The following is an 18872-nucleotide window of genomic DNA, read 5'->3' on the forward strand; positions in this document are numbered from 1 at the left end:
GAAAGGGATTACAGTTTTTAAGGAAACATCTCTGGAATCGCTGGTTCATACTCTGCCTCCCTTACACAGGAAGCAGAGCCATGCGAAAAAGACAGCCAGACCCTTTAGAAATCGATACAACGACTTACCTTTTAAGCTCCCCGGCCAATGCTAGAAGGCTGCTGAGATCTATCGCAGAAATGCACAATGGAATTCGTGCAAATACGGACGCCTCTTCGTTCAATTTCGTGCCTCTCAGTCAGTTGAGACCGCCAGCCCCACACCTCTGACAATCATCCCCACCTCCCGCTCATCAATCGTCAGCGGCGGCAGCAGCCGTATCGTCTTGCCGCGTGTAACGTTGATCAGCAGCCCATGATCCCGCGCAGCAATCAGCGTCAGATCGCGGATTGGCTGTTTCAGCTCGATGCCGATCATCAAGCCCTGCCCACGAATTGCCAATACATTGGGGTTGTCTGCCAGTTCGGCGCGCAGGCGGGTCAACAGATGCTTACCCTGCACTCTGACGTTCTCCAGCAGCCCCTGCTCTTCGATGATATCCAGCACCGTGCAGCCGACCCGGCAGGCCAGCGGGTTGCCGCCGAAGGTGCTGCCATGGCTGCCGGGGGTGAACAGGTCCGCCGCCCTGCCCCGCGCCAGACAAGCGCCGATCGGCACGCCGTTGCCGAGGCCTTTGGCCAGGGTCATGACGTCGGGCACGATGCCTTCATGCTGGAACGCGAACCACTGGCCGGTGCGGCCGATGCCGGTCTGGATTTCGTCGAGCATCATCAGCCAGGCGTGCCGATTGCACAGGTCGCGCAGAGCTTTGAGGTAGCCGGGCGGCGCCAGTTGTACGCCGCTTTCGCCCTGGATCGGCTCGACCAGAATCGCCACGATACGCGCGCCATGTTTTTGCTGCAGCTGATCCAGCGCAGCCAGATCACCGAAGGGCACTTTGACGAAATCACCCGGCAGATCATTGAAACCCAACCGCACCGCCGGGCCATCGCTGGCCGATAAAGTCCCCAACGTGCGGCCATGAAATGCGTTGGCCATGACCACCACCAGCGGCTGTTCGATGCCTTTGCTCCAGCCGTACAAGCGCGCAAGTTTCAGTGCAGTTTCATTGGCCTCGGCGCCGGAGTTGTTGAAGAACGCCCGCTCCATTCCCGACAGCTGCGTGAGTTTCTGCGCCAGCTGTTGTTGCCAGTCGATGCTGTACAGGTTGGAGGTGTGCAGCAGCATTCCGGCCTGCTCACTGATGGCCGCGACGATCCGTGGATGCGAGTGCCCTACGTTGGTCACCGCAACGCCCGCAACAGCATCCAGGTATTCACGACCGGCCTGATCCCACAGGCGCGTGCCCAGGCCTTTGGTGAAGCTCAGGGCCAACGGTTGGTAGGTGTTCATCAGGGCGGCGGTCATGACTTCAAACTCCAGTGAAGGTCGGTGTGCTGGCAGTATGGTTAGCCACCGAAACTGGATAAACTCGGCAAAACTTCTTTCATTTAAAAGCCGAGCTTGATAATGGACCTGTTGCAGGCGATGAGCGTCTACGTGAAAGTCGTGGAAGCCGGGAGCATGACGGCCGCTGCGTTGCAATGCGAAATGTCCACGACCATGGTCGGAAATCACCTGCGCGCACTGGAGCAACGGCTCGGCGTGCAATTGTTGCAGCGCACCACCCGCCGGCAGCGGCTGACCGAATTTGGCAGTGTCTACTACCAGCGCTGTCTGGATGTTTTGGGCCTGGTGGCCGACTCCGAACGCCTCGCCGAACAGGCCCTCGACGAGCCGCGCGGCTTGCTGCGTATCACCGCGCCACTGACTTTTGGCGTCGAACGCCTAGCCCCGGCGCTCAGCGAGTTTTCCCTGCAATACCCGCAGGTGAAAATGGATGTGGTGCTGACCAACCGCCGCCCGGATCTACTGGAAAGCGGTCTCGACGTGGCATTCAGGCTGGGGCATTTCGAGCAGTCGAACCTGATCGCCCGACCGCTGATCGACTACACCCTCACCGTGTGCGCCTCGCCGGCCTACGTCGCCCGGCGCGGCATGCCGATCACTCCGCAAGACCTGCAGCAACACGACTGCCTGTCGTTCGCCTACCCTGCCGGCGACGATTGGCAATCGGTGGAAAAACGCTGGCGCCTCAGCGGCCCGGATGGCGAAATTCTGGTGGATGTCAGCGGCCCGATGCTGATGAACACCTCCGCCGGCCTGCATCAGGCAGCGCGCACCGGCATGGGCATCGTGATGCTACCGGATGCGCTGGTGGAACAAGACCTGCGCGACGGCAAACTGGTGACGGTGATCCCCGATTATCAGCCCCCAAGCCGCCCTTTGCATTTGCTCTATGCCCCGGATCGTTATCGTTTGCCCAAGCTGCGGCGCTTCGTCGAATTCGCAATGCAAACCTGGGGCAGATCCTGACTCAGTTGCTATCGACTACGCTCCGGTGATTGCCGACAAGGATGCTGCCACGTGATGAAAAACGACCTTACCGTACGCGACCTGTTGCCCGACGAAGTGGAGCCAGTGCGGCTGTTTCTCGGCCTACATGGCTGGGGACACCGAACAGGCTCCAGCGACTACTTCGCCCAACTCATCGAAAACTCGCAACGCACTGCGGTCGCGCTGAGCGGCGAACAAATCATCGGTTTTGCCCGAGGCATCACCGATGGTTTGTCCAACGGCTATCTGTCGATGGTCGTGGTCGATGACCAGTATCGCCGTGCTGGCGTCGGGCGCGCACTGGTCGAGCATGTCATGGGGGATAACCCCGAGATCACTTGGGTCCTGCGCGCCGGGCGCGAAGGTGCGGAGGCGTTTTTTGCCAGTTTGGGGTTTGAAACATCAGTGATTGCCATGGAGCGCCCAAGGCTCAAGTAACACGTGAGAATCAACTCCCGCTTTTCACCAACATCGGCTTCTCCTGATAATGCTGCGCGAACAACTGCTTCAACTGCGCCACCTTGGGCATGTCGTTGATCACGATGTACGGATAGCTCGGGTGTTCGGTGAGGAAATCCTGGTGATAGTCCTCCGCCGGGTAGAAGCCGTTGTAGGTTTCCAGTTGGGTGACGATCGGTTTGCTGTAGGCATGCGCCGCGTCGAGTTGAGCGATGTAGGCCTGGGCCATTCGTTGTTGATCGGCATTGACCGGGAACAGCGCCGAGCGATATTGCGTGCCGCTGTCCGGCCCTTGGCGGTTGAGTTCGGTCGGGTTGTGGGCCACCGAGAAGTAGATCTGCAGCAGGCTGCCGTAACTGACTTGCGTCGGATCGAAGGTGACTTGCACTGACTCGGCATGACCGGTATCGCCTTCACTGACCCGCTCATATTGCGCCGTGTTCGCCGCACCGCCGGCATAACCGGAAACGGCTTTCTGCACACCTTTGACGTGTTGGAAAACCCCTTGTACGCCCCAGAAACAACCACCGGCGAACACCGCGGTTTCACTATGCGCCTGAGTGGTTTCGTCGAGGGCCGGTGGCGGGATGGCCACCGCGTCTTCGGCGCCGAAAGAGAACGCGGAGCACTGACCGATCACACCGGCCATGGCGACGCCGAGCAATGCACGGCGCCAGTTGTTTTGAGCTTTCATGTTGCGCACTCCCGATCAGCCGAAGGTGAAGGCGTAAGCCGATACGCCCGGGTCAAGAAATTCGATGCTGAAGGTGCGATCCTTCACTGCATCGGTTTGCCGCACCAATTGGTACAGGCGCTGCTCAGTCACGCTACCGCTGCCATCCGCGGCGACATCGACACCGTGCGCCTCACCCGGCGCCTGACCGTCGATCGACACTTTGAAACGCACCGGTTTGCCATCCGCGCCCGGCCCCAGGACCAGATGCAGATCGCGGGCGTGGAAGCGGTAGACGATGCGGCTGGCCGGTGCACTGGCGGTGGCGCGCTCGGCACCGACGGCCCATTGGCCACCGAGGCTCCAGTCATTCAGGGTCAGGTTGGCCGGTGGGTTATAGGTCGCCACCTTGTCCGGCACCAGGTCGGTTTGCGCTACGAAATGTTCCGCACGCTGGTAGCCGACATAGGTTTCCGGCGACAGCACCTGATTCATATCCGGGGCCAGTTGCACGCCTTGGGCGTCGGCGTTGATCAAGCCATCGGCCACAGTTTTCGCCCCGGCTTCACGCAGCAAATGCTGTATGACCCGTTCCGATTCGGCGTAGTCCCCTTCGCCAAAATGGTGGTAACGAATCCGTCCCTGAGCATCGGCAAAATAATGCGCCGGCCAGTATTCGTTGTTGAAAGCACGCCAAATTTTGTAGTCATTATCGATGGCCACCGGGTAGTTGATACCCAGCTCCTTCATGGCTTTAGTGACATTGCCCACATCGCGCTCGAAAGCGAACTCCGGGGCGTGCACACCGATCACCACCAGCCCCTGATCACGGTATTTTTCGGCCCAGGCTTTGACGTATGGCAAGGTGCGCAGACAGTTGATGCAAGAGTAGGTCCAGAAATCCACCAGCACCACTTTGCCCTTGAGTGCCTGGGCGTCCAGCGCTGGCGAATTGAGCCATTGCACGGCGCCGTCAAGCGGTGGCAACTGGCCTTCGACCGGCAATGTACCCGGAGCCTTGTCGGCGACTTTCATCGCCCCGCCGGCAGCAGGAATCTGCGCCATCATGGTTCCGTTGCCCGTCGGCGATTTGCTGGACAGCTTGCCGACCAGCGCCTGTTCAATCCCGCCTGTGGACGCTGTCGAAATCCGCGCCAGAATACCGGTGTCGAGACCCAGGGCAATCGCTGCGACACCCGCGAGCATTGCCGCCCCCAACCCGCGCCGGATCCATTCACCAGTGCCAATCGAGCGCTTCATCAACGCAAACACCTTACCGCCCAGCAGCAGCGCCGCCGCCAGTGAAGTCGCAGCGCCCGCCGCGTAGGCGAGCAACAACAGCGTGGTGGCGATGCTTGCCCCTTGCAGCGCGGCTCCGGTCAGAATCAAACCGAGGATGGGCCCGGCGCACGGCGCCCAGAGCAGCCCCGTGGCGACGCCGATCAGAAACGAGGCACCGGGACGCGGACGATTGTCCTGGCCCGCGGCTTCGGACAGCCGACTGCCGGCCGACACCAGCGGCCGCGTCAGGCGCTCGGCGAGGCGCGGCAGCAGCAGCGTCAGCCCGAACAGTGCAACGAACAGCAACGCGAGCCAGCGCCCGTACTGATTGACTTGCACCACCCAACCGCCGCCCACCGCCGCCAGTGTGGCGACGAGGGCGAAAGTCAGCGCCATCCCGGCCAAGAGCGGCAAGCCACTCTTGATAAACGGCTGCCCGGTGCGAGCGAAGACAAAAGGCAGAACAGGCAGGATGCACGGACTGACGATCGTCAGCACACCGCCCAGATAAGCGAGAACCAAGAGCCACATGGTGTCGTCCTGTAGAAAGTGAACATCGAAAAATGGCCATGCCTCATGCCGCCACGGGTTTGAACGTCATCGCCAGGCCATTCATGCAATAGCGCAGGCCGGTGGGTTTCGGGCCGTCGTCGAAGACATGCCCCAAGTGCCCGCCGCAGCGTCGGCAGTGCACTTCATTGCGTGACATACCGAACGATCGGTCCTGACGCGTGGCCACCGCCTGTTCCAACGGTGCCCAGAAACTCGGCCAGCCCGTGCGGCTGTCGAACTTGGTCGCCGATGAAAAAAGCGCCAGGTCACAGCCCGCGCAGGCGAATGTGCCGCTGCGATGTTCGTTGTTGAGCGGGCTGGTATAGGCCCTTTCGGTGCCCTCTTCGCGCAGGATGGCGTATTGCTCAGCCGAGAGCAGCGAGTGCCATTCGCTGTCGCTATGGGTCACCTCAAACGCCTCATCGGCTTGCGCCTGCTCGACCAGCGCGGTGTCCAAGGACAATTTTGGCAATACACCCGCCACCAGGGCTGCGAGCCCCAGCCCGCCGCTCGCTACGAGAATCTGTCGCCGTGAAAACATGGCCGTCTCCAAAAATTCCAGGTGCCTGTCATGGAACACAGCCTAGGCTTGGGTTGATCGCCAAATCCTCACGGGAAGTTAACGAATTCGTGATAACTCGCCCCGAGGAAAACCCGCACAATGCGCTCACTGCGCCGAAGGATTGAGCTTGATGGAACTGACCAGACGCATCCTCGTGGTCGAGGATGACCAACACATCGCTGACCTGATTTGCCTGCACCTGCGCGATGAGCATTACGACGTCGTGCACAGCGCCGACGGCGATCAAGGCATGCGCCTGTTGCAGCAAGGGCAATGGGATGCACTGATCCTCGACCTGATGCTGCCGGGGGTCGACGGCCTGGAAATCTGCCGCCGCGCCCGGGCGATGGCGCGCTATACGCCGATCATCATCACCAGCGCCCGCTCCAGCGAATTGCACCGCATCCTGGGTCTGGAACTGGGTGCCGACGATTACCTCGCCAAACCATTCTCGATGCTGGAACTGGTGGCGCGGGTCAAAGCCTTGCTGCGCCGGGTCGACGCCATGGCGCGCAACCTGAAGATGGACGCCGGCAGTCTGAGTCTCGAAGGCCTGAACATCGACCCGATCACCCGCGACGTCGCCCTCAACGGTGCGCGGCTGGACCTCACTCCGCGAGAGTTCGACTTGCTGTATTTCTTTGCCCGACAACCAGGCAAGGTGTTCTCGCGCATGGACCTGCTCAACGCGGTATGGGGTTACAGCCACGAAGGCTACGAGCACACGGTCAACACCCACATCAATCGCTTGCGGGCGAAAATCGAAAGCGATCCGGCGCAACCGACGCGCATCCTCACGGTGTGGGGTCGCGGCTATAAATTCGGCACGGAACAACCATGAGACTGAACCTGTCGCAGCGCCTGTCGCTGGTGTTCGCCGTTTTGCTGCTGGTGTGCTGCGGCACCTCGGCGTGGCTGCAGGTGCGCTCCAGCAAGATGCATGAACTGGAAGTGGTGCAAGGCCTGTCGCGGGACCTGGCGCAGCACATCGCCCATGACACGGTGCTGATGGACAGCAATGGCCTGATGCCCGGCGCCGTGCGCGAACTGTTCAGCAAGCTGATGCTGGTCAACCCGAGTGTCGAGGTGTACCTGCTCGACAGTGAGGGGCGGATTGTCGGCAATGCGGCGCCCGAAGGCCATCTACGCCGGGAGACCGTCGATCTGGCGCCGATCCGCCGCCTGCTCAATGACCAGCCGCTGCCGATCCTCGGCGATGACCCGCGCAGTGCCGACGGGCGCAAGGTATTCAGCGCTGCGCCATTGAAGGTCAACGGCAAACCTGCCGGTTATCTGTACGTGGTGTTGCTCAGTGAAGAACACGATCGCTTCGCTGAACGGGGCGCGACCAGTGCTGCACTCAATACGGCGTTGCTGTCGATCGGGCTGGTGGCGCTGTTGTGCCTGATCGCGGGTCTCACGGCGTTCAACCTGATCACCCGGCCACTGCGCCGATTGACCGAAACCGTCAGCCGCTTCGACATTGATGGCTCGCCGCAACCTCTGCCCGCTCCATCAGCTGCTGTGGATAAAAGCGCTGACCCGGATGAGATCGCCGTGCTTGATGGCGCCTTCCGCCAAATGCAAAAACGCCTCGGTGAGCAGTGGCGCTCGTTGACCCGTCAGGATCAGGAGCGCCGCGAACTGGTGGCGAACATTTCTCACGACCTGCGCACACCGCTGGCCTCGTTGCACGGCTATCTGGAAACCCTGTCACTCAAGGACGCCACACTCACCGCCGAAGAACGCCGGCGTTATCTGGGCATTGCCCTCGATCAAAGCCGCAAGGTCGGCGGGTTGGCGCAATCGCTGCTGGAGCTGGTGCGTCTGGAGCACGGTTTCGTGCAACCGGTACTGGAGCGCTTCTCGCTGATCGATCTGCTGCAGGACATCTTCCAGAAATTCGAACTGGCCGCCGAAGCTCGGCACGTTGAACTCAAGGCCAGCTTCGGGCCGAACCTGCCGACGGTGTGCGCCGACCTTGGGTTGATCGAACGGGTGCTGACCAATCTGGTGGACAACGCCTTGCGCCACACGCCGCAGGGCGGCGAAATCGAGCTGGATATGAAACCCCAGGGCGTCTTGGTCGAAGTCACGGTCAGCGACACCGGCCCCGGCATCGCCCCAGAGTTGCGCGACGGTCTGTTCCTGCGTCCATTCAATATTGGTGGTGCGCGACGCGACGGTGGCCTGGGTCTGCGCATCGTCCACCGTATCCTGCAACTGCACGGGCGTGAGATTCAGTTGATCGATGTCGCCGGGCGCGGGGCGACTTTCCGCTTCACGCTGCCGACCGATCAGCAAACCGCAGAACAGTGGATGGTGCGCTCAATGAACCTGAACACGCCGGACAAATAATCCGCACCACCGGACTGTTGTTCCGTGACAACGCCGCCCCGCTCCCCTAAATTAACCGGCCTGAAAAAGACCTCGCGCTTTCTCGTTTCCACTCAAGTTAAAAAAGTAGTGAAATTTCAATGTCCGATTTCAACACCGCTGAATCCGTAGTCACCGAATCGTCCAAAGCGGAATACGAAAACTCCATCAATCTTTCACAACACCTTCCACAAGCCAAGATCATCAGCGAGATGGTGCTGGATGCTTTCCAGTCGACGCGCGAAAGCGACCAGATTCGCGAGCTGCGCGCCGCGATCCGCCAAGCGCACGACAGCTTCGATGACGACAAGGCCTACGAGCTGATGGGCCAGCTCAAGGCGCTGAAAGACGCCGAGGCCGCCGACCTCGCCGCCCTCGAAGACCTGAGCAGCAAGTTCTCGATCGGCCGCATTCTGTCCTGCTTCAAGGACGATCCGGCATTCCAGGAAATCGTCTACGGCCTCGCGCTCAAAGTGCTGAACCAGACCCATCAGGCGATCAGCAACCCGAGCGGCGGCAAGGGCAAGGCTGCCAAGAAGAAAGAACTGGAAATCTTCACCATCAGCAAGGACGGCAACAGCGTGACCCTGCCGCTGCGCACTCCGCGTTCGCGCCTGAACGTTGACCGTGAAGCGCTGGAGTTCCTCGGTTTCACCTTCGTCGGTGAAGGCGAAGAAGCCGAGCTGGAGGGCGAAACCTTCCTCGACAACGCCGGCACCGAACACGCGATCAACCGCAAGAACATCATCACCGCGCTGCAACAGCAGATCGCGTTCGATGGTTACAGCATCGCCGCGCAGTAATCCCGACGCCGACAAAAAAGCCCCGCTCTGAGATTCAGGCGGGGCTTTTTGTTGCGCGGCGTAACGGTCAGACTTCCGGCTGCACCGCCGCGATCATGTCGACTTCAACCGCGGCGTTCTTTGGCAACTGATAGACACCGACCGTAGTGCGAGTGTGCCGACCGGCATCACCGAGCACATGGCTGAACACGTCTGATGCACCGTTGGCCACTTCGCTCAGGTCAACGAAGTCCGGGGTCGACTTCACATACACCGTGACCCGCAACAACGCCCGGATCTTGTCCAGCGAACCCACCGCATCGACGATCAGCGCCAGGCAGCGCATGGCACTGATGCTCGCGGCTGCCTGGGCATCCTTGAGCGTCAACTCCAACCCGACGCGACCGGGATACAGAATCTTGCCATTGACCCGCGGCACCATGCCGCTGATGTACAACTCATCGCGATGGCGGATCAGCGGCGCATAATTGCCGCCGGCGGTGTTCTCGCCATAGATGTCGTAGTTCAGCTCTTGTGCCAGGGCAATGAAGCGTTCGTCGCAGGTCATCCTCTCAGTCATTTCGCCCAGCCTTTTGATCGATGCATAAAGAATCGCGGAGTGGAACAGTTGAGCGCCCAAAAAGTGGCATGGCGCTATCACTGAAGACTGGATCCAAATCTAGGTGGTTTGCGGCGATACCGCAACCTGTCGTTCTGGACGAAAAACCCCGCGACTCTATCGAATCGCGGGGCTTGATGACCTATATCAACGAACTATCTACACAGCGCCCAAGCGCTCAACCATATCAGGGAATTTCTCCACCAAGCGGATCAACAGTGCCGCCTGAGCATTGGGCTTGGACTTCTCCTGCTCCCAATTCCTCAATGTGCTCGGGCTGGTCCTGATTCGCTTTGCAAATACCGCTTGTGACATGTGCAATTTTTCACGCAGTGCAACGATCTCTTGTGCACCAACCTCGGGAACCGGTTTGTCCTCGACGACCGTATTGCGCAGCGTAATTTTACCTTCGCGATGGGCCGCCATCTCTTCAACGCCCTGCATCAATTCCGCAAACAGGTCGCGTTTTTTCATGAAGCACCTCTTTTTCTCAACTCTATCTCAATGGCTTTTTTGAGCGCCTTCTCTTTCTCGGCGGACAGATTCTCAAGCTCATCTTTGTCATAAATCGCAAACATCCAGAACTGACGATCATTCATAAGCCAATAGTAGATGACCCGCAAGCCACCTCGTCGGCCTTTGCCACGCCGGGCGTCAGACCAACGTAATTTCCGGAAGCCGCCAGTCCGCGGTATTACGTCGCCCGACGCTGGATTGCACTGCAGATAATTCTGCAACTCCCGATACTCATCGTCCGTCAGGTAATGACCAACGCTCGCGGTGAATATTGTGGTTTCAAAAAATACAGTTCGCATGGGCAAACTATAGGCAACTTGCCCATGGAGAGACTATCAACAAATTCGACCTTTGATAAACATCCGATCAACAAAAAACCCCGCACATCTCTCAATGTGCGGGGTTTTTCGTGAAGCCATACTGCCTTACGGCGCGTACGTCAGCAGCAGCTCGGCCGGCACCTTGAAGTCCAGGGACATCATGACGCTCAGGGCGGTGATGGTGAAGATCGAGAACACGAACAGCTTGCGTGCCCAGACCGTGTCATCCACCGCCTTGTAGCCGGTCCAGGCCATGTACAGCCAGTACATGCCCATGGCCGCGGCGACGGCGAGGTAGCTCATGCCGGCATAACCGCTGAAGGTCAGCATCAAGGTCGCCACGAGGAACGCCAGGATGTAGAGCAGGATGTGCTTCTTGGCCACTTCGATTCCGCGCTTGACGGGCAGCACCGGAATCGATGCGGCCAGGTAGTCGTTGAAACGGAAGATCGCGATGGCGTAGGAATGCGGCATCTGCCACAGGCTGAACATCACCAGCAGGGTCAGTGCGGCCATGTCGAAGCTGTTGGTTACGGCAACGTAACCGATCACTGGCGGCATGGCGCCCGACAGACTGCCCACCAGCGTGCCGTGAACCGACTTGCGCTTGAGGTACAGGCTGTAGAAGCCGACGTAGATGATGAAGCCGATTACCGCGAACAGGGCGGCCAACGGGTTGGCCACCTTGTACAACAAGGCAACGCCGAGAACACCCAGGATGGTCGCGTAGACCAGGGCCAGTTTCAGGGAGATCAAGCCCTGCACCAGCACCCGGTTCTTGGTGCGTTCCATCTTCAGGTCGATGTCGCGGTCGATGCAGTTGTTGAACACGCAACCGGAGGCCACAACCAGGGATGTGCCGATCATGGCGGCCAGGAACACCGCCAGATCTACATGCCCTTTCGAGGCCAGGAAGAACCCGCCTGCCACAGAAAGCACGTTACCGAAAATGATCCCCGGTTTGGTGATTTGGATAAAGTGCTTGAGCGACATCGGGTCTACCTCACTTCGCCATCATGTACGTGTGGATGCTGAACATGATCCACAGCGACAGGCCAACCAGCAGCAGGATCACGATGGCCGTAAAGACAAACGCGATCACGTTGTTACGTTGTGCAATCGAACGGTCCAGGTGCAGGAAGTAGTACAGGTGAACAATCACCTGGATGACTGCGAACAACAGAACGATTGCCAGCGTGGTCGACTTCGGCAAGGTCGGGAACATCACCAGGCCGAACGGGATGGCAGTCAGGATCACCGACAGGATGAAGCCGATGGCGTACGACTTTACGCTGCCGTGGCCAGCATCATGGCTGTCATGGGAGTGTGCATTAGCCATTACAGAGTCCCCATCAGGTAAACAACGGTGAATACGCAGATCCACACCACGTCCAGGAAGTGCCAGAACAGGCTCAGGCAGCTCAGACGGGTCTTGTTGGTCGCCGTCAGGCCGTGCTTGTTGACCTGGTACATCATGATGCCCATCCAGATCAGACCCGCAGATACGTGCAGACCGTGGGTACCGACCAGGGTGAAGAACGCCGACAGGAAGCCCGAACGGCTAGGACCGAAGCCCTCGGAGATCAGCAGGTGGAACTCGTTGATCTCCATGGCGATGAAGCCTGCGCCGAGCAGGAAGGTCATGAACAACCAGCCCAGAACCTGCTGCTTCTTGCCTTTGTACAACGCCAGCATGGCGAAGCCGTAGGTGATCGAACTGAACAACAGCAGAGCGGTTTCGCCCAGCACGTATGGCAGTTCGAAAATGTCGTGGCCCGACGGGCCACCGGCGACGTTGTTTACCAGTACTGCGTACACCGCGAAGATCGACGCAAACAGAATGCAGTCGGTCATCAGGTAGAGCCAGAAACCGTATACGGTCATCTCGCCCGAGTCGTGGTGATGGTCATCGTGCCCATGGTCACCATGGGCGTGTCCAACATTGGTCACTAAGTTCGACATGGTTTAAGCCTGTTCCAACGAGGTTACACGGGTGGCATTGGCCGGGATTTTCCCTGCCGCGACCAGACGCTTGTGCTGCTCGGCTTCGATGCGCTCGATCGTTTCAACCGGAACCATGTAGCCCTGGTCGTCACGTGCGGCGTGGATCACGAAGTAGATGACAGTGCCGGCCAGGCTGGCGATCGCCAACCACCAGATGTGCCAGATCATCGCGAAACCGAAGACGGTCAGCAGTGCGCCCATCACCACGCCAGTGGCGGTGTTGTTCGGCATGTGGATCGGCTCGTACTTGGCCGGAGCCTGGTACGCAGTACCGTTTTCCTTGGCTTCGGTGAACGGGTCGATGCAGTCAGCCTTAGGCAGCACAGCGAAGTTGTAGAACGGAGGTGGCGACGAGGTCGACCATTCCAGAGTGTGGGCATTCCACGGGTCACCGTGTTCGCACATGTTCTCTGGCTTGTTGCGGTCACGCACACTGACGTACAGCTGGATCAGTTGGCAGGCGATACCGACAGCGATCATCACCGCACCGAACATGGCCACGTACAGGTACGGTACCCACTCAGGGTTGGTGGTGGCGTTCAGACGACGGGTCATGCCCATGAAGCCCAGTGCATAGAGCGGCATGAACGCGACGAAGAAGCCCGAGATCCAGAACCAGAACGCTGCTTTACCCCAGCCTTCGTGCAGCTTGAAGCCGAACGCTTTCGGGAAGTAGAAGCCGAAACCTGCGATGTAGCCGAATACCGCGCCGCCGATGATCACGTTGTGGAAGTGCGCGATCACGAACAGGCTGTTGTGCAGAACGAAGTCAGCACCCGGGATGGCCAGCAGTACGCCGGTCATGCCGCCGATGGCGAAGGTCACCATGAAGCCCAGGGTCCACAGAACCTGGCTGGTGAAGCGCAGACGGCCCTGGTAGATGGTGAACAGCCAGTTGAACAGTTTCACACCCGTCGGGATGGAAATCAGCATCGTCGCCAGACCGAAGAAGGCGTTGACGCTGGCACCCGAACCCATGGTGAAGAAGTGGTGCAGCCAAACCATGAAGCCCAGTACCGAGATCGCGCCCGAAGCGTAGATCATCGAGTGGTGGCCGAACAGTTTCTTGCCGGTGAACGCCGAGATCACTTCCGAGAAGATGCCGAATGCCGGCAGGATCAGGATGTAAACCTCAGGGTGGCCCCAGGCCCAGAACAGGTTGACGTACATCATTGGATTGCCACCAAGTTCATTGGTGAAAATGTGGAAATCCATGTAACGGTCGAGGGTCAGCAGTGCCAGGGTAGCGGTCAGGATCGGGAACGAAGCCACGATCAGGACGTTGGCCCAGGTGCAGGTCCAGGTGAAGATCGGCATGTCCATCAGTTTCATGCCAGGGGTACGCATTTTCAGCACGGTGGCGAGGAAGTTGACCCCCGTCAGCGTCGTACCTAACCCGGATAGCTGTAGCGCCCAGATGTAGTAGTCCATCCCCACGCCAGGGCTGTACTGCAGACCCGACAGCGGCGGATAGGCAACCCAGCCGGTCTTGGCGAATTCGCCGACGCCCAGGGACAGGTTGATCAGCACCACGCCGGACACCAGCAGCCAGAAGCTCAGGGAGTTCAGGAACGGGAAGGCAACGTCACGCGCGCCGATCTGCAGCGGCACTGCAAGGTTCATCAGGCCGGTGAAGAATGGCATCGCCATGAAGATGATCATGATCACACCGTGAGCGGTGAAGATCTGGTCATAGTGTTCAGGTGGCAGGTAGCCAGGCGAACCCTCGGTGGCCATGGCCAGCTGGGTACGCATCATGATGGCGTCGGCAAAGCCACGCAGCAGCATGACCATGGCAACGATGATGTACATCACACCGATTTTCTTGTGGTCGACCGACGTCAGCCACTCGGTCCACAAGTAGGTCCACTTCTTGAAGTAGGTGATTGCAGCGAACAACGCCAGACCACCGAGCGCGATCATCGAGATGGTGACCATCACGATCGGCTCGTGGAAAGGGATCGCTTCCCAACTTAATTTACCAAACATCGTTTACTCCTCTGCCCCGGCAGCTGAATGCGAATTCGAGTCCATGTCCGTTGCCGCCACTTCTTTCTCTTTCTTCTCGTGCTTCAGCGGCTTGCCCGGTTTCATGCCTTCGTACTTGTCGACGATGGTCTGGAACAGGTTCGGCGTGACCGAGGAGTAGAGCTCGACTGGATTGTTCTGGCTTGGCTTGGCAAGGGCTGCGTATTCAGCTTGTTCAAGCTGTTTAGGTGCCTTTTTGACTTCACTTACCCAGGCGTCGAAATCTTCCTGAGAAGTTGCGATCGCTTTGAATTTCATACCGGTGAAACCAGCGCCGCTGTAGTTGGCGGAGATACCGTCCATTTCAGCGTTGCGGTCAGCGATCAGGTGCAGCTTGGTGGTCATGCCCGCCATCGCGTAGATCTGGCCGCCCAGGCCCGGGATGAAGAACGAGTTCATCACGGCGTCGGAGGTGATCCGGAAGTTGACCGGGGTGTGCGCCGGGAACACGATCTTGTTGACCGTGGCAATGCCTTGTTCCGGGTAGATGAACAGCCACTTCCAGTCCAGCGCAACGACTTCGATGGTCACCGGCTTGACGTCGGATTCAATCGGACGGTACGGGTCCAGTTTGTGGGTCGAAATGTAGGTGATGTAACCCAGGGCGATGATGATCAGAACCGGGATGGTCCAGACCGCCACTTCGATTTTGGTCGAGTGCGACCATTTCGGGGTGTAGACGGCATCCTTGTTGGACGCGCGGTACTTCCAGGCGAACAGGAAGGTCATGACGATAACCGGCACAACGACCAACAGCATCAGCAGCGTGGCGGTGATGATCAGGTTGCGCTGTTCCAGGCCGACCTGGCCCGTTGGATTGAGCAGGGTCATGTTGCAGCCTCCCAGCAACAACGTGCCGAGCAGCGGCACTAGGCCTAGTAATCTGGGGTACCTGTTTTTACTCATCTCACGACCTCTAAAGCAGCTTGCGCAATGCAGTTGGGTTTTGATCGCCAACACTTCACCCTGCCAAGGGTTGGCATTTTCTTTGGATTGAATAAGGGCCGCCCGTCGCGCGTCAGACGCTCGACAAAACCTTGGGACAGCGGTCAGTTCTTATTCGAATTCGTGGTCAAAGGCCTTGTTACAGACCAATTCCATTTGGTGCGGAAAGTTGGAAGGCACCGACACCTGGGTGTCGCAAAAGCCTTTCGGCCCGCTCGACACCCGACTTCCTGTCCAGTTCCTTAATAAAGGCTGAACAGTGCCGGGAATTCAGTGCGGGCGATTGTAGATAGGTAGCGCCCTATACACCATGTCTTATCCCGAAATAATTTTTATCGCTCAGAGCAACAATCCATCACCGTTTTTGCAAAAGTTCCGCATGTTATCGAAATCGATTCTCAACAAAAACACCAAAAAATGTAGGCCTATACACCTCAGTTCAGACAGCTCCGAAGGCTTTTTCCCGCCACCGAATCGGCGCAAAGCCCGATATTCAAAGGCCTCTGGCCATCTGCCAGAGCCTGTTAAAACTGCCTGATCTGGCACCTGCGTGCAAAACCAGAAAATTGCCGAAACAGACCAATCCTTTTTTGTAACATTACGCCAATCCGGGTCGCCGAAACGCCCTGCGACAGGGCGCGTGTGACAACATGTCGCACACCTGCCGCACTCTCCATTGCCGTTCGTCACGGTGATTTCACAAACACTCTGAAATGCAAAACGCCCCGAGCGGCTGATCCGCAAATCGGGGCGTTTTCTGTATCGGCCAATTTGCCGAAGAGTTGATTCAGCGCAGTGCTTTCCGGTTACGCGAGGTCAGCAGCGGCACCAGAATCACCACCAGCACGAACGCCACCAGCGCCCATTGCGCCAGCGACAGACCGAGGATCGGCGGGTACGGCGTCGAGCAGAAACCGTCGACCTGGAAGCCCAGCGGGAAGATCTTCGCCAACGGCAGGTCGTCGACAATCGGCTGCAGCACATCGATGCCGCAGCTCACCGCCGGATAGAACTGGGTGTACACGTGATGCCCGGCGACGCCGGCCCCGGCGATCGCGCAGATCACCACCAGCACTTCGAACACCGTGATGCTGCGGCGGGTGCGCATCGCCGCGCCGATAAACGCGAACAGCGCAATCAGCAGCAATGCATAACGCTGCAGGATGCACAGCGGGCATGGCGCCTCGCCCAGCACGATCTGCATGTACAGCGCACCACCGATCAGTGCCAGGCAGATGATGCCCAGCAGCACCAGAAAGCGCCGCTCACGTCCCAGTCGAATCGTTTCCTCGCTCATCGCGTTTCCCTTGTATGTCCATGGTTCAGCTGGCTGGCGGCTGCGCTTGCAGTTGCGCCATCAGACTGATGTTGTCTTCGATATGCCAATTGGCCGCGATGCGACCGTTGTCGATCTGATAGATATCGGTTGCCCGGAAGTCTACACGCTGGCCCTGCCCTTTGAGAGCCTTGAACGTACCGCTGAAGTGGCCGCGAAAGTGCAGATGCACCACCACGCGGTCACTGGCAATGATCATTTGCTCGATCTCGCAGCTCAGGTCTGGCACCGCCGTGCGAAAGAACTTCGACGCCAGCAACGGTCCGCTCGGGCCCTGCACCCGACCTTCGGGCGGGGTCTTGTCGACAAACTGCGGCGACAAGGCTGCCGTGGCCAGGGCCTCTTCCCCACTGTTCCAGAAACTGCCGTAACGCCGTGCCGCCAACTCCATTGCATCGCGCTGAGCCTTGGGCAGGCTCTGATCGACGATCAGGGTCTGTGGTGCGATCAACGCCGATTCGGCCGCAGCAAACGGACTGGCCAGCAAAGCAGCCGACAGGCCAAGCATTGCCAGGTTCAGACGAGAGGAGAAGATGATGTGCGACATGGGGGCGATCCTGATCAGTTAAACGAACGAGCGCCTATCATCAGCATCGGGGAATAAACGATAAACCGGTTAAGAAACGATTAACCTTTAAACAGAATTTAAGAATCGAGACCGCGTAACGGCCTTCGCGAGCAGGCTCGCTCCCACATTGGATCTGCGTTGAACACAAATCCTGTGGGAGCGAGCCTGCTCGCGAATGAAGACAACCCGGTTTCAGATCACTCCAAAGCCGCCGCCGGCCCGAAGAACTCATAACGGCTCTGCTGATCCGGAACGCCCAACGCTTTCAGATGCCGCTTGATCGCGCCCATGAAGCTCTTCGGCCCCAAGAAGTAAGCGTCGACGTCACGTTGCGCAGGCAGCCACTCGCCCAACTGCTCCTGACTGAGGATGCCGATCTTGTCCGCCGCCGGGCTCACGCCGTCGTCTTCGGCGTAGCAATAAAAGCGCTTGAGCTGCGGATGACGCGCCGCCAGCCCATCGATCCAGTCGCGGAACGCATGCACGCTGCCGTTGCGCGCGCAATGGATAAAGTGCACCGGGCGCTCGGTTTGCAGCGCCGCTTCGAGCATCGCCAGGGTCGGTGTGATGCCGACGCCACCACTGATCAGCACCAACGGCTTGTCGCTCTTAGTCAGGGTGAACTCGCCCGATGGCGGGAACAGCTGGATGCTCGCGCCGACGTGCAATTGATCATGCAAGTGGTTGGACGCACGACCACCCGGTTCGCGTTTGACGCTGATGCGGTACTGACCTTTATTGGCCAGCGCCGACAGCGAGTAATTACGGCGGATTTCTTCGCCATCAAGGATAAGTTTCATGCCGATGTACTGACCCGGTTCTGCGGCAAGGATCGGGCCTTTGTCTGCCGGCTCGAAGTAGAACGAAATGATTTCCGCGCTCTCCTCGACCTTTTCCACCACGATGAACTCCCGCGCCCCGCGCCAGCCGCCGACCGCTTGTTCTTTCTGGTCGTAGATCGCGGCTTCAGCGCCGATCAGAATCTCGGCCAGTTGCCCGTAGGCCGCGCCCCACGCGCTCATCACTTGCGGAGTGGCGATCTCGTCGCCGAGCACTTCGGAGATGGCACGCAGCAGGCAGGTGCCGACAATCGGGTAGTGCTCCGGGAGGATTTGCAGGGCGACGTGCTTGTTGATGATCTTCGCCACCAGATCGCCCAACTGGTCGAGCTGATCGATGTGCCGGGCATACATCAACACGCCATTGGCCAGCGCACGGGGCTGGTCGCCACTGGCCTGGTGCGCCTGGTTGAACAGTGGGCGCACCTCAGGGTATTCGGAGAGCATCATGCGGTAGAAGTGTGTAATCAGCGCTTCACCGCCGCTTTCCAGCAGAGGCACAGTGGATTTGACGATGGCACGATCCTGGACGCTAAGCATAAGAGTGACTCCTGAGCTTTTTGAGAATTACCTAAG

At 59.0% G+C, this 18872-nt stretch carries 20 protein-coding genes; 5 read left to right on the forward strand and 15 right to left on the reverse strand.

Annotated features, from left to right (window positions below; all coding sequences use genetic code 11):
* Positions 1-234: 234 nt before the first annotated feature.
* Positions 235-1407 (reverse strand): aspartate aminotransferase family protein, encoded by a 1173-nt coding sequence (locus LOY52_RS21805; RefSeq protein ID WP_258675950.1) that lies wholly within the window; start codon positions 1405-1407, stop codon positions 235-237.
* A gap of 102 nt (positions 1408-1509) precedes the next feature.
* Here LOY52_RS21805 and LOY52_RS21810 point away from each other — a divergent pair, with 102 nt between their 5' ends.
* Both LOY52_RS21810 and LOY52_RS21815 read left to right on the forward strand, forming a co-directional pair.
* Positions 1510-2415 carry a LysR family transcriptional regulator gene (locus tag LOY52_RS21810; RefSeq protein ID WP_102357917.1) on the forward strand — a complete coding sequence of 302 codons (906 nt, stop codon included), beginning with the start codon at positions 1510-1512 and terminating at the stop codon, positions 2413-2415.
* A gap of 54 nt (positions 2416-2469) precedes the next feature.
* Positions 2470-2874 carry a GNAT family N-acetyltransferase gene (locus tag LOY52_RS21815; RefSeq protein ID WP_258675951.1) on the forward strand — a complete coding sequence of 135 codons (405 nt, stop codon included), beginning with the start codon at positions 2470-2472 and terminating at the stop codon, positions 2872-2874.
* 10 nt (positions 2875-2884) lie between these two features.
* Here the strand turns inward: LOY52_RS21815 and msrA are convergent, their stop codons facing one another.
* From msrA to msrB, 3 genes are read right to left on the reverse strand one after another with little or no spacing between them, the layout of a single operon-like run.
* On the reverse strand, positions 2885-3589 hold the full coding sequence (gene msrA, locus LOY52_RS21820; RefSeq protein WP_258675952.1) for a peptide-methionine (S)-S-oxide reductase MsrA: 705 nt from the start codon (positions 3587-3589) through the stop codon (positions 2885-2887).
* 15 nt (positions 3590-3604) lie between these two features.
* Positions 3605-5380, reverse strand: a complete 1776-nt coding sequence (locus LOY52_RS21825; RefSeq protein WP_258675953.1) for a cytochrome c biogenesis protein DipZ — start codon at positions 5378-5380, stop codon at positions 3605-3607.
* A gap of 43 nt (positions 5381-5423) precedes the next feature.
* The gene (gene msrB, locus LOY52_RS21830; protein WP_258675954.1) at positions 5424-5942 is read right to left on the reverse strand and encodes a peptide-methionine (R)-S-oxide reductase MsrB; all 519 of its coding nucleotides are present in this window, start codon (positions 5940-5942) and stop codon (positions 5424-5426) included.
* Between the two features lie 151 nt (positions 5943-6093).
* Here msrB and LOY52_RS21835 point away from each other — a divergent pair, with 151 nt between their 5' ends.
* The 3 genes from LOY52_RS21835 (at position 6094) to LOY52_RS21845 (ending at position 9142) form a co-directional block, all read left to right on the forward strand.
* A complete protein-coding gene (locus LOY52_RS21835) occupies positions 6094-6804 on the forward strand; it encodes a response regulator transcription factor (RefSeq protein ID WP_258675955.1) in 711 nt (236 codons plus the stop codon).
* Positions 6801-8321 carry a HAMP domain-containing sensor histidine kinase gene (locus tag LOY52_RS21840; protein ID WP_258675956.1) on the forward strand — a complete coding sequence of 507 codons (1521 nt, stop codon included), beginning with the start codon at positions 6801-6803 and terminating at the stop codon, positions 8319-8321. The genes LOY52_RS21835 and LOY52_RS21840 overlap by 4 nt, the downstream gene beginning before the upstream one ends.
* A 119-nt stretch (positions 8322-8440) precedes the next feature.
* The gene (locus LOY52_RS21845; RefSeq protein WP_258675957.1) at positions 8441-9142 is read left to right on the forward strand and encodes a hypothetical protein; all 702 of its coding nucleotides are present in this window, start codon (positions 8441-8443) and stop codon (positions 9140-9142) included.
* Between the two features lie 67 nt (positions 9143-9209).
* On the opposite strand, the gene LOY52_RS21850 is transcribed toward LOY52_RS21845, so the two are convergent.
* The 11 genes from LOY52_RS21850 to hmpA all read right to left on the reverse strand — a co-directional run bounded on the left by LOY52_RS21850 (position 9210) and on the right by hmpA (position 18836).
* Positions 9210-9701 carry a RidA family protein gene (locus LOY52_RS21850; protein ID WP_258675958.1) on the reverse strand — a complete coding sequence of 164 codons (492 nt, stop codon included), beginning with the start codon at positions 9699-9701 and terminating at the stop codon, positions 9210-9212.
* A gap of 198 nt (positions 9702-9899) precedes the next feature.
* Complete coding sequence (locus LOY52_RS21855) at positions 9900-10214, reverse strand: DNA-binding transcriptional regulator (protein ID WP_047599259.1); 315 nt, start codon at positions 10212-10214, stop codon at positions 9900-9902.
* Positions 10211-10555, reverse strand: a complete 345-nt coding sequence (locus LOY52_RS21860; protein ID WP_096795494.1) for a toxin — start codon at positions 10553-10555, stop codon at positions 10211-10213. Before LOY52_RS21860 ends, LOY52_RS21855 begins: the two co-directional genes overlap by 4 nt.
* A 126-nt stretch (positions 10556-10681) precedes the next feature.
* The gene (cyoE, locus tag LOY52_RS21865) at positions 10682-11569 is read right to left on the reverse strand and encodes a heme o synthase (protein WP_003227980.1); all 888 of its coding nucleotides are present in this window, start codon (positions 11567-11569) and stop codon (positions 10682-10684) included.
* 10 nt (positions 11570-11579) lie between these two features.
* Complete coding sequence (cyoD, locus tag LOY52_RS21870; RefSeq protein WP_003227981.1) at positions 11580-11915, reverse strand: cytochrome o ubiquinol oxidase subunit IV; 336 nt, start codon at positions 11913-11915, stop codon at positions 11580-11582.
* On the reverse strand, positions 11915-12538 hold the full coding sequence (gene cyoC, locus LOY52_RS21875; protein WP_003227982.1) for a cytochrome o ubiquinol oxidase subunit III: 624 nt from the start codon (positions 12536-12538) through the stop codon (positions 11915-11917). The genes cyoD and cyoC overlap by 1 nt, the downstream gene beginning before the upstream one ends.
* 3 nt (positions 12539-12541) lie before the next feature.
* On the reverse strand, positions 12542-14569 hold the full coding sequence (gene cyoB / locus LOY52_RS21880; RefSeq protein ID WP_007968380.1) for a cytochrome o ubiquinol oxidase subunit I: 2028 nt from the start codon (positions 14567-14569) through the stop codon (positions 12542-12544).
* 3 nt (positions 14570-14572) lie between these two features.
* Positions 14573-15514 carry a ubiquinol oxidase subunit II gene (gene cyoA / locus LOY52_RS21885; RefSeq protein WP_027612162.1) on the reverse strand — a complete coding sequence of 314 codons (942 nt, stop codon included), beginning with the start codon at positions 15512-15514 and terminating at the stop codon, positions 14573-14575.
* An 826-nt stretch (positions 15515-16340) separates the two neighbouring features.
* Complete coding sequence (locus LOY52_RS21890; protein WP_025109264.1) at positions 16341-16850, reverse strand: disulfide bond formation protein B; 510 nt, start codon at positions 16848-16850, stop codon at positions 16341-16343.
* 25 nt (positions 16851-16875) lie between these two features.
* Positions 16876-17436: an ester cyclase gene (locus LOY52_RS21895; RefSeq protein WP_258675959.1), complete on the reverse strand. Its 561-nt coding sequence runs from the start codon at positions 17434-17436 to the stop codon at positions 16876-16878.
* Positions 17437-17654: 218 nt separating this feature from the next.
* Positions 17655-18836 (reverse strand): NO-inducible flavohemoprotein, encoded by a 1182-nt coding sequence (gene hmpA / locus LOY52_RS21900; protein ID WP_258675960.1) that lies wholly within the window; start codon positions 18834-18836, stop codon positions 17655-17657.
* Between the last annotated feature and the right edge of the window lie 36 nt (positions 18837-18872).

This window comes from Pseudomonas sp. B21-051 (assembly GCF_024748795.1).
GTDB classification, from domain to species: Bacteria; Pseudomonadota; Gammaproteobacteria; order Pseudomonadales; family Pseudomonadaceae; genus Aquipseudomonas; species Aquipseudomonas putida_A.

Bases quoted from the DNA above. Each gene is read 5' to 3' on its own strand.
- LOY52_RS21890 (WP_025109264.1), bottom strand. From the start codon at position 16,850: ATGAGCGAGGAAACGATTCGACTGGGACGTGAGCGGCGCTTTCTGGTG.
- LOY52_RS21805 (WP_258675950.1), bottom strand. From the start codon at position 1,407: ATGACCGCCGCCCTGATGAACACCTACCAACCGTTGGCCCTGAGCTTC.
- LOY52_RS21840 (WP_258675956.1), top strand. From the start codon at position 6,801: ATGAGACTGAACCTGTCGCAGCGCCTGTCGCTGGTGTTCGCCGTTTTG.
- LOY52_RS21835 (WP_258675955.1), top strand. From the start codon at position 6,094: ATGGAACTGACCAGACGCATCCTCGTGGTCGAGGATGACCAACACATC.
- LOY52_RS21855 (WP_047599259.1), bottom strand. From the start codon at position 10,214: ATGAAAAAACGCGACCTGTTTGCGGAATTGATGCAGGGCGTTGAAGAG.
- LOY52_RS21810 (WP_102357917.1), top strand. From the start codon at position 1,510: ATGGACCTGTTGCAGGCGATGAGCGTCTACGTGAAAGTCGTGGAAGCC.
- cyoB (WP_007968380.1), bottom strand. From the start codon at position 14,569: ATGTTTGGTAAATTAAGTTGGGAAGCGATCCCTTTCCACGAGCCGATC.
- LOY52_RS21860 (WP_096795494.1), bottom strand. From the start codon at position 10,555: ATGCGAACTGTATTTTTTGAAACCACAATATTCACCGCGAGCGTTGGT.
- LOY52_RS21845 (WP_258675957.1), top strand. From the start codon at position 8,441: ATGTCCGATTTCAACACCGCTGAATCCGTAGTCACCGAATCGTCCAAA.
- msrB (WP_258675954.1), bottom strand. From the start codon at position 5,942: ATGTTTTCACGGCGACAGATTCTCGTAGCGAGCGGCGGGCTGGGGCTC.
- LOY52_RS21895 (WP_258675959.1), bottom strand. From the start codon at position 17,436: ATGTCGCACATCATCTTCTCCTCTCGTCTGAACCTGGCAATGCTTGGC.
- cyoE (WP_003227980.1), bottom strand. From the start codon at position 11,569: ATGTCGCTCAAGCACTTTATCCAAATCACCAAACCGGGGATCATTTTC.
- cyoA (WP_027612162.1), bottom strand. From the start codon at position 15,514: ATGAGTAAAAACAGGTACCCCAGATTACTAGGCCTAGTGCCGCTGCTC.
- LOY52_RS21825 (WP_258675953.1), bottom strand. From the start codon at position 5,380: ATGTGGCTCTTGGTTCTCGCTTATCTGGGCGGTGTGCTGACGATCGTC.
- cyoC (WP_003227982.1), bottom strand. From the start codon at position 12,538: ATGTCGAACTTAGTGACCAATGTTGGACACGCCCATGGTGACCATGGG.
- cyoD (WP_003227981.1), bottom strand. From the start codon at position 11,915: ATGGCTAATGCACACTCCCATGACAGCCATGATGCTGGCCACGGCAGC.
- LOY52_RS21850 (WP_258675958.1), bottom strand. From the start codon at position 9,701: ATGACTGAGAGGATGACCTGCGACGAACGCTTCATTGCCCTGGCACAA.
- hmpA (WP_258675960.1), bottom strand. From the start codon at position 18,836: ATGCTTAGCGTCCAGGATCGTGCCATCGTCAAATCCACTGTGCCTCTG.
- msrA (WP_258675952.1), bottom strand. From the start codon at position 3,589: ATGAAAGCTCAAAACAACTGGCGCCGTGCATTGCTCGGCGTCGCCATG.
- LOY52_RS21815 (WP_258675951.1), top strand. From the start codon at position 2,470: ATGAAAAACGACCTTACCGTACGCGACCTGTTGCCCGACGAAGTGGAG.